Origin of the sequence: Citrobacter sp. Cb028 (assembly GCF_030336705.1) — a bacterium.
GTDB lineage: Bacteria > Pseudomonadota > Gammaproteobacteria > Enterobacterales > Enterobacteriaceae > Citrobacter > Citrobacter braakii.
Window position 1 is genome coordinate 84,737 of sequence record NZ_JAOWCZ010000034.1, and the last position, 13,529, is coordinate 98,265.

Sequence of the window (13,529 nt, forward strand, 5' to 3'; positions counted from 1 at the left end):
TATTACGGACAATTACCTCACGATGGTCAAGTTAAACTCTCTTATCGATGGCTAATACCTTCATAAATAAGCCTGAGCGCGAAGACACCAATAATGGCGCCAATCACCCGGCTGGCAACCCGTTGGATTCGGCCATACGCACGGCGCACGGCGGGCAACGAAAACGCCTGGCTGAGAAAAATACGCCAGATAACGGAAGACAACACAATGCCGGCCCAGGCCATCAACCTGGCCCACGTTGGCGTGTCTGCGCTTAAGGTGACCGAGAAGATACTAATAAAAAACAGCACGGTTTGCGGATTAGATAAATCCGTTAATAACCCACGGCGGAAAAACACATACCAGGGGGCGGAAAGCGGCTGCTGTAGCGTTGGCATTTGCGGTGTAGCCTGATGCCGGATGCTGTTCCAGGCGAACCACAGCAGATAGGCGCCGCCGACAATCTTAATCAACGAAAAAATCTCTTCACACTGAGTAATAAGCGTCGCCATGCCAAAGAGCCCGAGGCCGGAGTAGAACGCATCGCCTAAGGCGACGCCCAGACCGGTTATCACGCCCGCGCGTCGCCCTGACGCCAGGCTGGTTTGCACCACCACAAACAGGTTCGCGCCGGGGTTAAAAAAAGTTAAAACAAACAGGCTGACGGTGAGTACGACGGCGTGCAGAGGTTCCATAGACAACAATTCCTCAGATTCTCATAAAGTTAACACTATAATTTCAGTGCGCTGTCTGTTCTGAGGATCAACTCACACTGGCTATTGAAACTTTGAACAGGTTGACGCGCTGCTACCCGGTGACCGGTTTTTTCTGCGCCGCAAAATCTCTATATATTCCTGCTGAATGTGGATTTTTTATCCAGGCTGGACTAGTTATTAATCATCCTTGAATCGCGTTATGTACTGTTCAGGGATCGATGATGGCGTAATAACAAAACCTGGAGCTGGTCTATGAAAACTGGAATTAAAGTACTTATTGGTGCATTAGCTTTTGTCGTGACCAACGCATATGCCGCGGAATTTATGACAAAACTTGAATTTGAAAAGGTTGAGTCGCAGTACACAAAAATCGGTGATATCTCAACGAGTAATGAAGTTTCTGTCTCAGACGCTAAAGAAGAGCTGCTGAAGAAAGCAGAAGAGAAAGGGGCCGATGTGGTGGTATTAACCTCCGGTCAAACGGATAATAAAATCCATGGCACAGCCAATATCTACAAGAAAAAATAATACGCTACTGTAAAAATCGCGATACCCGCCGGTCATTGTATCGGCGGGTTTTCTTTTAATCTGCGCCAGAAGGTGGTTCGACTTACCCCGAGATATCGGGCAGCCGCGGTTTTATCGCCATTGAATTGCGCCAGCACCTGCTGCGGCGTCAGCGATGAGGATACCTGCGGCGCGTCAGCAGCAACGGCCAGTTCCGGTAACAGCTGCTGCAGGAATTGTACGTTCAGCTCCGGCTGCGGCTCGACGCTTAAAAACAGCGCCAGGCGCTCCATCATATTACGCAGTTCACGGATATTCCCTGGCCAGCCATAATTCAGTAACGTCGGTTGACTCAGACCCAGCCCTTTGCGCACAGGTTCAGAAAACGGCACCTCCAGTTCCGCCAGCGACTGTTTTAAAAAGCCTTCCGCCAGCGGCAGGATATCGGGCAATCGCTCGCGTAGCGGCGGTAGCGTGAGGCGCAAAATACTCAGGCGATAAAACAGATCGGTGCGAAATTCTCCCTGTTTTATCTCCTGCTCCAGATGACAGTGGGTGGCGCTAATCACCCGTACATCGACCGGAATCGGCTGATGTCCACCGACCCGGGTGACCTCTTTTTCTTCCAGTACGCGCAACAGTCGGGTTTGTAACGGCAGCGGCATTTCGCCTATCTCATCAAGAAACAGCGTTCCTCCGTGGGCGATTTCAAACAGGCCCGCGCGTCCTCCCCGACGGGAGCCGGTAAAGGCGCCATCCTCATAGCCGAACAGCTCCGCTTCCAGTAATGATTCGGTGATTGCCCCGCAGTTGACGGCAACAAACGGCGGCGAAGGTTTACCGCGCCGGTTCTCCTGACGGGTGAAAAACTCACGATGAATTGCCTGCGCCGCCAGTTCTTTGCCCGTGCCTGTTTCGCCCTGAATCAGCACCGGTGCACGCGAACGGGCATAAAGCATAATGGTGTGCCGCACCTGTTCCATCTGTGCCGAGTGACCGCGCATATCCCCCAGCGCATAGCGGGTGCGCAGCGTATCGCCGGAAACGTACGGACCGTTTCTGCGCAGCGTCAGACGAGTCATATCGAGCGCATCGACAAAGGCCTGGCGCACGGTGGCCGCCGAATAGATAAAGATGCCGGTCATGCCTGCTTCTTCTGCCAGGTCGGTAATCAACCCCGCGCCGACGACCGCCTGCGTGCCGCTGGCCTTCAGCTCGTTGATTTGACCACGGGCATCTTCTTCCGTGATATAGCTGCGCTGTTCAAGCTGCAAATTGAAGGTTTTTTGAAAAGCGAGCAGCGCGGGGAGGGTTTCCTGATAGGTAATGACGCCAATCGACGAGGTGAGCTTTCCCGCTTTGGCCAGCGCCTGTAGCACGTCAAACCCGCTGGGTTTAATCAGGATCACCGGAATCGATAAACGGCTTTTCAGATATGCCCCGTTGGAACCCGCGGCAATGATGGCATCACAACGCTCGGTGGCTAACTTCTTGCGGATATACGTCACCGCTTTTTCAAAACCAAGCTGAATAGGGGTGATGGTTGCCAGGTGGTCGAACTCCAGGCTGATGTCGCGAAACAGTTCGAACAGGCGCGTGACCGAAACGGTCCAGATAACCGGTTTGTCGTCGTTCACCCGCGGCGGAAGATGCGTATCAGCCATAACCATCCTAAAAAGTAAGGCACCGAGTATTAGGGTTTAGTTGTGTTTCATGAATGTTGCAATGAAACGTGAAGGAACGTTTCATGAAACGATAGCTGACACGCTTTTGTGCAACAAAGATACAAAAATTTAATTTAATATATTGTTTTTAAAGGTAAATATATAAAATAATTAAAAATTAAGGTCTTTGGCATACCACTTGCTTTAAATAAATCAACGAATGATAACAAGTTGATAACAAAGGACGGGATATGTCTCTACACTCCCCAGGGCAGGCGTTTCGCGCCGCGCTCAGCAAAGAAAACCCATTACAAATCGTTGGCACCATCAACGCCAACCACGCTCTGCTGGCCCAACGCGCCGGATATCAGGCGATTTATCTCTCCGGCGGCGGCGTCGCGGCTGGGTCTCTGGGTCTGCCGGATCTTGGTATTTCTACCCTTGATGATGTGCTAACCGATATTCGCCGCATTACTGATGTTTGCCCGCTGCCATTGCTGGTGGATGCGGATATCGGTTTTGGATCGTCAGCCTTCAACGTGGCGCGGACCGTGAAGTCAATTTCCAAAGCCGGTGCCGCCGCGCTGCATATTGAAGATCAGATCGGTGCCAAACGCTGCGGTCATCGCCCGAACAAGGCGATCGTCTCGAAAGAAGAGATGGTCGACAGGATCCGCGCCGCCGTGGATGCGCGTACCGATCCCAACTTTGTGATCATGGCGCGGACCGATGCATTGGCGGTGGAAGGGTTAGAGGCCGCCATCGATCGTGCCCAGGCGTACGTCGAAGCAGGCGCGGATATGTTGTTCCCGGAAGCCATTACCGAGCTTGCCATGTACCGTCAGTTTGCCGATGCGGTACAGGTGCCGATCCTCGCCAACATTACCGAATTTGGCGCTACGCCACTGTTCACCACTGATGAACTGCGCAGCGCGAACGTCGCGATGGCGTTGTATCCGCTGTCGGCCTTCCGCGCCATGAACCGCGCTGCGGAAAAGGTTTACAACGTGCTGCGCCAGGAAGGAACGCAAAAGAGCGTTATCGACATTATGCAGACGCGCAACGAGCTGTACGAAAGCATCAATTACTACCAGTTCGAAGAGAAACTCGACGCGTTGTATACCAAGAAGTAACCGTCGTAGGCCGGATAAGGCGTAGCTGCCATCCGGCAATAAATTTGTACCCTACATATTATAAAAATGACGAGGACAACATGAGCGACACAACGATCCTGCAAAATAGTACCCATGTCATTAAGCCTAAAAAATCGGTTGCGCTGTCAGGCGTCGCCGCCGGAAATACCGCGCTGTGTACCGTTGGCAAAAGCGGTAACGACCTGCACTATCGCGGCTACGATATTCTCGACCTGGCGCAGCAGTGCGAATTTGAAGAAGTCGCGCACCTGCTGATCCACGGGAAATTGCCCACCCGTGATGAGCTCACCGCCTATAAAAGCAAATTAAAAGCGCTGCGCGGGCTGCCCGCAAACGTGCGTACCGTTCTGGAAGCGCTGCCTGCTGCCTCGCACCCGATGGACGTGATGCGCACCGGCGTCTCCGCGCTGGGTTGTACGTTGCCGGAAAAAGAAGGGCATACCGTTTCCGGCGCACGCGATATTGCCGACAAGCTGCTGGCATCGCTCAGTTCTATTCTCCTGTACTGGTATCACTACAGCCATAACGGCGAGCGTATTCAGCCGGAAACTGACGATGATTCCATTGGTGGACACTTCCTGCATCTGCTGCATGGCGAAAAGCCGTCGCGAAGCTGGGAAAAAGCGATGCATATTTCGCTGGTGCTGTACGCCGAACACGAATTCAACGCCTCCACCTTCACCAGCCGCGTGATTGCAGGGACCGGATCCGATATGTATTCCGCGATTATCGGCGCGATTGGCGCATTGCGTGGTCCGAAACACGGCGGGGCGAATGAAGTATCGCTGGAGATCCAACAGCGCTACGAAACGCCAGACGAAGCGGAAGCGGATATCCGTAAACGCGTTGAAAACAAAGAAGTGGTGATTGGCTTTGGTCATCCGGTTTACACCATCGCCGACCCGCGCCATCAGGTGATAAAGCGCGTGGCGAAACAGCTTTCTCAGGAAGGCGGTTCGCTGAAAATGTATAACATCGCCGACCGTCTGGAAGACGTGATGTGGGAAACGAAAAAGATGTTCCCCAACCTCGACTGGTTCTCGGCAGTCTCCTACAACATGATGGGCGTCCCGACTGAAATGTTCACACCGCTGTTTGTCATCGCCCGCGTCACCGGCTGGGCGGCGCACATCATTGAACAGCGCCAGGACAACAAAATTATCCGTCCTTCCGCCAATTACACCGGCCCGGAAGATCGTGTCTTTGTCGCGATAGATCAGCGTTGCTAATGCAAAACCTCTAAATATAAAAACAGGAACCCTTGTTATGTCTGCACATATTTCGAACGTCCGCCCGGAATTTGACCGTGAAATCGTTGATATTGTTGATTACGTCATGAATTACGAGATCACTTCGACGGTAGCGTATGACACCGCGCATTATTGCCTGCTTGATACCTTAGGCTGCGGCCTGGAAGCGCTGGAATATCCGGCCTGTAAAAAACTGCTGGGGCCGGTAGTCCCAGGGACTGTGGTGCCGAACGGCGTGCGCGTTCCGGGCACCCAGTTCCAGCTCGACCCGGTGCAGGCGGCGTTTAACATCGGCGCGATGATCCGCTGGCTGGACTTTAACGACACCTGGCTGGCCGCGGAATGGGGGCATCCTTCCGATAACCTCGGCGGCATTCTGGCTACGGCTGACTGGCTGTCACGCAATGCGGTAGCAGTGGGGAAAGCGCCGTTAACCATGAAAAAAGTGCTCACCGGAATGATTAAAGCCCATGAAATTCAGGGCTGCATTGCGCTGGAAAACTCTTTTAACCGCGTCGGTCTCGATCACGTCCTGCTGGTCAAAGTGGCCTCCACGGCGGTGGTCGCCGAGATGCTTGGCCTGAACCGGGATGAAATCCTCAACGCCGTGTCGCTGGCGTGGGTTGACGGGCAGTCGCTGCGTACCTATCGCCATGCGCCAAATACCGGCACGCGTAAATCCTGGGCAGCTGGCGATGCAACTTCGCGCGCGGTACGTCTGGCACTGATGGCGAAAACCGGTGAGATGGGGTATCCGTCTGCGCTGACGGCGAAAACCTGGGGCTTTTATGACGTCTCTTTCAAAGGCGAATCGTTCCGCTTCCAGCGCCCGTACGGCTCTTATGTGATGGAAAACGTGCTGTTTAAAATCTCCTTCCCGGCCGAGTTCCACTCGCAGACTGCGGTAGAGGCAGCGATGACGCTGTACGAGCAGCTACAGGCTGCAGGGAAAACGGCGGCGGATATCGAAAAAGTGACCATTCGTACGCACGAAGCCTGTATCCGCATCATCGATAAAAAAGGCCCGCTGAATAACCCGGCGGATCGCGATCACTGCATCCAGTATATGGTCGCCATTCCGCTGCTGTTCGGGCGCTTAACCGCGGCAGATTATGAAGACGGCGTGGCGCAGGACAAACGCATTGATGCCCTGCGCGAGAAGATCAACTGCTTTGAAGATCCGGCTTTTACAGCCGATTACCACGATCCTGAAAAACGCGCCATCGCGAATGCCATCACCCTGGAATTCACCGATGGCTCACGTTTTGAAGAAGTGGTGGTGGAGTACCCAATCGGCCACGCGCGCCGTCGTAACGACGGGATGCCGAAGCTGGTCGAGAAGTTCAAAATCAACCTGGCGCGTCAGTTCCCGACCCGTCAGCAGCAGCGCATTCTGGATGTCTCCCTGGACAGAACTCGCCTGGAGCAGATGCCGGTCAATGAGTATATGGATTTGTTTGTTATCTGAAACCCGACTCATCAGGCGTAAGTTCAACAGGAGAGCATTATGTCTTATAGCGAGTTTTATCAACGTTCTATTACGCAGCCGGAGTCGTTCTGGGCCGAGCAGGCCCAGCGTATTGACTGGCAGCAGCCGTATACGCAGATACTGGACCACAGCAATCCGCCGTTTGCCCGCTGGTTTTGCGGCGGGACGACCAATCTGTGCCATAACGCCATCGACCGCTGGCTGGAGAAACAGCCCGAGGCGCTGGCGCTGATTGCGGTGTCATCAGAAACCGAAGAAGAACGCACGTTTACCTTTCGTCAGTTGTATGACGAAGTGAATATTGTGGCAGCGATGCTGTTGTCGCTCGGCGTACAGCGCGGGGATCGGGTACTGGTTTATATGCCGATGATCGCCGAAGCGCACATTACGCTGCTGGCCTGCGCACGCATTGGGGCGATCCATTCAGTGGTGTTCGGTGGTTTTGCTTCGCACAGCGTGGCGGCGCGCATCGATGACGCCCGACCGGTGGTTATCGTTTCGGCGGATGCCGGAGCGCGCGGCGGCAAGATCCTGCCCTATAAAAAGCTACTCGATGATGCGATCGATCAGGCTCAGCATCAGCCGCGTCATGTGGTGCTGGTCGACCGCGGTCTGGCGAAAATGGCGTGGGTGGAGGGGCGTGACCTCGACTTTGCCGCGCTACGCCAACAGCATCTCGGCGCACGGGTGCCGGTTGTCTGGCTGGAGTCGAACGAAACGTCCTGCATTCTCTACACCTCCGGGACAACCGGTAAACCGAAAGGCGTCCAGCGCGACGTTGGTGGTTACGCGGTCGCGCTGGCGACCTCGATGGACACCATTTTCGGCGGCAAAGCGGGCGGCGTGTTCTTCTGCGCGTCGGATATCGGCTGGGTGGTTGGGCATTCCTATATCGTGTATGCCCCGCTGCTGGCGGGGATGGCGACGGTGGTTTACGAAGGGCTGCCAACGTATCCGGACTGCGGCGTATGGTGGAAAATTGTTGAGAAGTATCAGGTCAGCCGGATGTTCTCGGCCCCGACCGCCATCCGCGTGCTGAAAAAATTCCCAACCGCGCAAATCCGCAATCACGATCTCTCCTCGCTGGAGGTGCTGTATCTGGCGGGTGAGCCGCTGGATGAACCGACCGCCAGTTGGGTAACGGAAACGCTGGGCGTACCGGTTATCGACAACTATTGGCAGACTGAATCCGGCTGGCCGATTATGGCTATCGCCCGCGGGCTGGACGACCGACCGTCGCGGCTGGGCAGTCCTGGCGTGCCGATGTACGGCTATAACGTGCAGTTGCTCAATGAGGTGACCGGTGAACCTTGTGCGGCGAACGAGAAGGGGATGCTGGTGATTGAAGGGCCGCTGCCGCCGGGCTGTATTCAGACTATCTGGGGGGATGACGCGCGGTTTGTGAATACCTACTGGTCGCTGTTTTCCCGCCAGGTGTACGCCACCTTTGACTGGGGCATTCGCGATGCCGATGGCTATTACTTCATTCTGGGCCGTACGGATGACGTGATCAACGTGGCCGGACACCGGCTGGGGACGCGCGAGATAGAGGAGAGTATTTCCAGCTATCCAAACGTCGCCGAGGTGGCGGTAGTTGGCGTGAAGGATGCGCTGAAAGGGCAGGTGGCGGTCGCGTTCGTTATTCCAAAACAGAGCGACAGTCTGGAAGACAGCGACATTGCCCATTCGGAAGAGAAGGCGATTATGGCGCTGGTGGACAGTCAAATTGGTAATTTTGGTCGTCCGGCTCACGTCTGGTTTGTGTCGCAGCTGCCGAAAACACGCTCCGGCAAAATGCTCAGACGGACGATTCAGGCGATCTGCGAAGGCCGCGATCCTGGCGATCTAACGACCATTGACGATCCCGCATCGTTGCAGCAAATCCGTCAGGCGATCGAGGAGTAACGTCGTGTGATGCCCGGTGGCGCAATGCTTACCGGGCCTACGTGTTAATCAACTTTCTTATACGGCCCGTGATAGTAATCAAACGGCGCATAAACCGTATCGGCCACGAACGATAACGGCACATCAACAAATAACAGCGCTAAATCGAAATAGTTATAATCGTAAGCGCCCGGGTTTTTTAGTTTATCAATATCATGGCGCATACCCACGTAATACGTATCTGAATCCTCGCCTGCCGTGCGCGCATCAATGCTGCCACATCCTGTAAGTAATACGCTGATAAAGAGCGTTGTTACCGCAACCGTCTTTTTGCTCATGCTATGACCTGGCTTCTCGCCCCGTTTTACCATAACGATAAAAAAGCGGCGTGTTGTCCTCGGAACTTAAACCACCAGGTCAGGACTCATCGTGTGAGGATGGCACATCGAAGGCCGGATAAAACACGTGAGTGGTGTATCCGGCAAAGAGGCTTTTACAGCGTGACGCTTTCGCGACGACGCAGCAGAGAAAACGGCCCCGGTCCACTTAGGGTAAATACGGAAATCAACGTGAAGCTTAGCGCAATTATCCCCAGCACCAGATACGCCCCCTGGAAACCAATACTCTCATACATTTTTCCGGCCAGAACTGACATGAAAATCATTGCTAACTGTTTGAAGAAACAGAAGCACACCAGGTAAATTGTGGCCGAGAAGCGCACTTCAAACTGACTGGTGATGTATTTGAAGCAACCGACGATCAGGAACGGTATTTCAAACATATGCAGCGTTTTGAGAATGACGACCTCCAGCGCAGAGGTGGCGAAGGAGGAGCCGATGATCCGCACCGACATTATCGTACCGGCCAGCAGTAGGGCGTTCTTTCCGCCAATGCGGTTCACAATCAGCGGCGCAAAGAACATGATAGAGGCATTAAGTAATTCCCCCATGGTCGTGACGTAGCCAAACACACGGGTACCCTGTTCGCCGGTGGCAAAGAACGAGGTAAAGAAGTTGGCGAACTGCTGGTCAAACACTTCATACGTACAGGAAACGCCGACCACGTACAGGGAGAGGAACCAGAGTTTCGGTTGTTTAAATAACTCCAGCGCCAGCTTCAGACTGAATGCTGAGTTGTTGGCGCCTACCGCATCCGCAACTTTTGCAGAAGAGGGGGCATCTGTTTTTGAAAAGAGCAGCAGCAATGCCAGAATGACCGCACAGCCGGAACCTAACCAGAAGACAAACTGGTTATTGATGGTGAACATAATCCCGGCAATTGAGGCGCACAGCGCCCAGCCCACGCAGCCAAACATGCGCGCGCGACCAAATTCAAAATTGCTTCGGCGGCTGGCTTTTTCAATATAGGCTTCAATCGCCGGGGCGCCGGCATTGTAGATAAAGCCAAGGTAAATCCCGCCGACAATCGAACCCAGTAAAATATTAACCTGTAATAACGGGCCAAAGACGTAAATAAAGAATGGGGCAAACATTACCAGCATTCCGGTAATTACCCACAGCAGGTGTTTACGCAGGCCAAGCTTATCGGAAAGCAGTCCGAAAACAGGCTGGAATAATAACGAAAATAGTGAAATACAGGCGAAAATGATCCCGGTGTCACCTTTACTGATATGGTTTACATCGTGTAACCAGATAGGGAAGAAGGGGAAATAGGCACCCATAATGAAAAAGTAAAAGAAAAAGAAGAAGCCGAACATCCAAAAGTTAGTGTTTTTCAAATAATACATAATGGACTTCCTTACGATGAATGCGGGCAGGGGGGAACCTGCCCGATTATTATTATTTTTGACCCCAGACCAGCTGGTAGTGGTAGCGTCCGGCACTCAGCAGGAACTCTGGTGAAACGGAAGGACTCCAGGAGTCGTCACCGCCCACGCCCATATGGAAGCCATCAATATTGACCCAGGTACCAGCCTCCGGTTGCAGCAGATGGCGGTGGCTGGTTTCCATCAGTTGCTTCTGGCTAAAGCGGCTGATGTTGAACAGGAAGTCCCCTCGCCATTGATGCGCGCCGTAGCGTAGCTCACGCGTGTTGCAGCGCAGACCGTTTTCGCCAGGGAAAACATATGGGGTGTACATCTCATCAAGCGACAAATCCCAACGATCAAAACAGGCGGCGTTCAAGCGATCCGGGTAGTTCTCATGTGGGCCGAGACCTAACCAGTTCACGCGCTCAGCGATCTGCGCCAGTTGGCAGCTCAGGCCGATGCGGGCCGGATGTGGCGTGCCGCTGGCGACGTCGACATCCACCGTTATCTGCATTTCACCATTGCCGTCAATACGGTAGCTTTTTCGGCTGACGAACAGCGTTTCGCCCTGATACTGCCACGCATGTTCGGTGGCGATCAGTACCGCATGGCTTAGCGTGTCGGCAGCACAGTGCAGTAACGTTGCTTCGACCAGATAATGACCGGCGGCTTTCCAGCGTTCGACCCAGGCGTTAGGGTCGATGCGGGTTGACTCGCTCACGCCGATGTCGTTGTCCAGCGGCGCGCGGGTGAACTGGTCAGTAAGCGGGGTTAACAGCTGAGCTGCGTCGCCAATCCAGTACTGTGTCAGCAGGCCAGACTGACGGTCGAATTGCCAGCGCTTGTCGTTGATCTCAACAGTAAAGGTGTTTTCGCTCACGTTCAGCTGTGGTGCGGTACGGGCAGTTGGCCGTGGCACCAGGCTGAGTTTCTCTTCCAGCTTCCATTGCTGCCAGGCGCTAATGTGCCCGGCGTCTGACCATGCGGTGGCCTGAGGTTGCTCTACGCGTACCGTTAGCCATAGCTGGCCGGCGGTTTCCGGCATCGGGACATCTGGCAGGGTTATCACCTGGCGACTCTGTGGGGCGATATCCAGCACGATTTCTCCGGCGGCCAGCGGGTTGCCATCCTGGGCAATCGACCAGTGCAGAACCTCGTTATCGCTGTGGCGGAACAGATATTCGCTGGTTACTTCAATCTGGCGTTTGGGTCCCGGCAGCAGCGTAAACTGGAAAAACTGCTGCACATGTTTGGCCTCGTATAATGCCGGATGCGGGGTGCGATCGGCGAACACCAGGCCGTTCATGCAAAACTGACGATCGTTAGGCGTGTCGCCAAAATCACCACCGTAGGCAGACCATGCCTTGCCGTTCTCATCATATTTAATCAGCGACTGATCTACCCAGTCCCAGACAAACCCGCCCTGTAGGCGCGGAAATTGACGGAACGCTTGCCAGTATTTGGCGAAGCCGCCAAAACTGTTGCCCATGGCGTGGGCGTATTCGCAGAGGATGAGCGGACGCTGCTCGCCGGGCATCGACAGCCACTTTTTAATCGACCATTTGGGTACCGCGGGGAAGGGCTGATCCTGATCGACGCGGGCGTACATCGGGCAAATAATGTCGGTCGCCGTGGTATTTGCGCCGCCGCCTTCATACTGTACCGGGCGGGACGGATCTTCTGATTTTATCCAGCGGTAGAGCGCGTCATGGTTGGCGCCATGCCCGGATTCATTGCCCAGTGACCAGATGATGATGCTCGGGTGGTTGCGATCGCGTTGCACCATGCGCGTGACGCGCTGGCTCATGGCTGGCAGCCATGCGGGATCGTCGGTGAGGCGATTCATCGGCACCATGCCGTGGGTTTCAATATTGGCTTCGTCGACCACATACAGGCCGTAGCGATCGCACAGGGTGTACCACAATGGATGGTTCGGGTAATGGGAGCAGCGCACGGCGTTAAAGTTGTTCTGCTTCATCAGCAGAATATCCTGCACCATCGTCGCCTCGTCCATCACCTGACCGTTGACCGGATGGTGCTCATGACGGTTGGTGCCGCGAATCAACAGCGGCTTACCGTTGAGTAACAGCAAGCCGTTTTCAATACGAACCTGACGAAAGCCGACATCACAGGCTTCCGCTTCAATCAGCGCTCCGTCAGCGGTACGTAACTGGACCACAGCGCGGTACAGATTAGGCGTTTCGGCACTCCACAGCGCCGGGTTTTCGACGTTCAGACGCAGGGTAACCCGATCATGATAAGCGCCGCGTTCATCAATAATTTCGCTGCCGAGCGGGGAAGTCGTTTCGTGAGTGAGCGTTTCACCGTCCCACAATTGCAGGGTGACGCGTAAATCTTCGCTCTCGTTGCCCGCCACTCTGACTTCTGTTTCCAGCGTGGCGCGGCTGAAATCGTCGTTAAAACGGGTGTTAATGCGCAGGTCGCGGATTTGCGTAGCGGGCTTATGCAGCAAAGATACATCGCGAAAGATCCCGCTCATGCGCCACATGTCCTGGTCTTCCAGATAACTGCCGTCGCTCCAGCGCAGCACCATCACTGCCAGGCGGTTTTCGCCGTGCAGCAGATAATCGCTAAGATCGAATTCAGACGGCAGGCGGCTGTCCTGACCGTAGCCAACCCAGCGACCATTGCACCACAAATGAAACGCGGAATTCACCCCGTCAAAAATAATGCGCGTCTGACCTTCATCTAACCACGCGTCTTCGATATTAAATGTGAGCGAGTAACATCCTGTCGGATTCTGCGCTGGAACGTACGGGGGGTTAACCGGGATCGGGTAGGTGACGTTGGTATAAATTGGCGCGTCGTAACCGTCCATCTGCCAGTTAGAGGGGACGTTGATAGTATCAGCCTGTGGCAGATCGCTTGTCAGCCAGCTTTCCGGTACGGCCTCAGGCGCGGAAAACCAGGCGAACTGCCACTTGCCATTCAGCGAGCGTAACTGAGTTGATCGCTGATTGGTGCGCGCATCATCTGCTGAGCGCCAGCTACAAAACGGCGGGTGCGCCTCCAGGCGGTTGAGCTGCGTGACGCCGGGATTTTCCCAGTCACGGCGGGCCAGTACAGCGGAGAGTGAATCTGTGTTCAGGTTCATAAC

The 13,529-nt window shown here is 54.5% G+C and carries 10 protein-coding genes; 5 read left to right on the forward strand and 5 right to left on the reverse strand.

Annotated elements, in window-relative coordinates; all coding sequences use genetic code 11:
- Nucleotides 1-41 precede the first annotated feature (41 nt).
- Nucleotides 42-674, reverse strand: a complete 633-nt coding sequence (locus tag OGV75_RS09970; protein WP_016151943.1) for a LysE family transporter — start codon at nucleotides 672-674, stop codon at nucleotides 42-44.
- A gap of 273 nt (nucleotides 675-947) precedes the next feature.
- On the opposite strand from OGV75_RS09970, the gene yahO reads away from it, so the two are divergent.
- Nucleotides 948-1,223 (forward strand): DUF1471 family periplasmic protein YahO, encoded by a 276-nt coding sequence (gene yahO, locus OGV75_RS09975; RefSeq protein ID WP_016151944.1) that lies wholly within the window; start codon nucleotides 948-950, stop codon nucleotides 1,221-1,223.
- 32 nt (nucleotides 1,224-1,255) lie between these two features.
- On the opposite strand, the gene prpR is transcribed toward yahO, so the two are convergent.
- Entirely contained in the window at nucleotides 1,256-2,866 is a 1,611-nt protein-coding gene (prpR, locus tag OGV75_RS09980; RefSeq protein ID WP_046275626.1) for a propionate catabolism operon regulatory protein PrpR, read from the reverse strand.
- A gap of 251 nt (nucleotides 2,867-3,117) precedes the next feature.
- On the opposite strand from prpR, the gene prpB reads away from it, so the two are divergent.
- The 4 genes from prpB (at nucleotide 3,118) to prpE (ending at nucleotide 8,664) form a co-directional block, all read left to right on the forward strand.
- Entirely contained in the window at nucleotides 3,118-3,999 is an 882-nt protein-coding gene (gene prpB, locus OGV75_RS09985; protein ID WP_016151946.1) for a methylisocitrate lyase, read from the forward strand.
- A gap of 80 nt (nucleotides 4,000-4,079) precedes the next feature.
- Complete coding sequence (prpC, locus tag OGV75_RS09990; protein ID WP_016151947.1) at nucleotides 4,080-5,249, forward strand: bifunctional 2-methylcitrate synthase/citrate synthase; 1,170 nt, start codon at nucleotides 4,080-4,082, stop codon at nucleotides 5,247-5,249.
- A gap of 37 nt (nucleotides 5,250-5,286) precedes the next feature.
- On the forward strand, nucleotides 5,287-6,738 hold the full coding sequence (locus OGV75_RS09995) for a bifunctional 2-methylcitrate dehydratase/aconitate hydratase (protein ID WP_016155798.1): 1,452 nt from the start codon (nucleotides 5,287-5,289) through the stop codon (nucleotides 6,736-6,738).
- 39 nt (nucleotides 6,739-6,777) lie between these two features.
- Nucleotides 6,778-8,664 carry a propionate--CoA ligase gene (gene prpE, locus OGV75_RS10000; RefSeq protein ID WP_286480616.1) on the forward strand — a complete coding sequence of 629 codons (1,887 nt, stop codon included), beginning with the start codon at nucleotides 6,778-6,780 and terminating at the stop codon, nucleotides 8,662-8,664.
- A gap of 44 nt (nucleotides 8,665-8,708) precedes the next feature.
- Here the strand turns inward: prpE and OGV75_RS10005 are convergent, their stop codons facing one another.
- The 3 genes from OGV75_RS10005 to OGV75_RS10015 all read right to left on the reverse strand — a co-directional run bounded on the left by OGV75_RS10005 (nucleotide 8,709) and on the right by OGV75_RS10015 (nucleotide 13,526).
- On the reverse strand, nucleotides 8,709-8,981 hold the full coding sequence (locus OGV75_RS10005; RefSeq protein ID WP_016151950.1) for a YceK/YidQ family lipoprotein: 273 nt from the start codon (nucleotides 8,979-8,981) through the stop codon (nucleotides 8,709-8,711).
- A 155-nt stretch (nucleotides 8,982-9,136) separates the two neighbouring features.
- Complete coding sequence (locus tag OGV75_RS10010; protein WP_137379448.1) at nucleotides 9,137-10,390, reverse strand: MFS transporter; 1,254 nt, start codon at nucleotides 10,388-10,390, stop codon at nucleotides 9,137-9,139.
- Nucleotides 10,391-10,442: 52 nt separating this feature from the next.
- On the reverse strand, nucleotides 10,443-13,526 hold the full coding sequence (locus OGV75_RS10015; RefSeq protein WP_286480617.1) for a beta-galactosidase: 3,084 nt from the start codon (nucleotides 13,524-13,526) through the stop codon (nucleotides 10,443-10,445).
- Nucleotides 13,527-13,529: the final 3 nt, after the last annotated feature.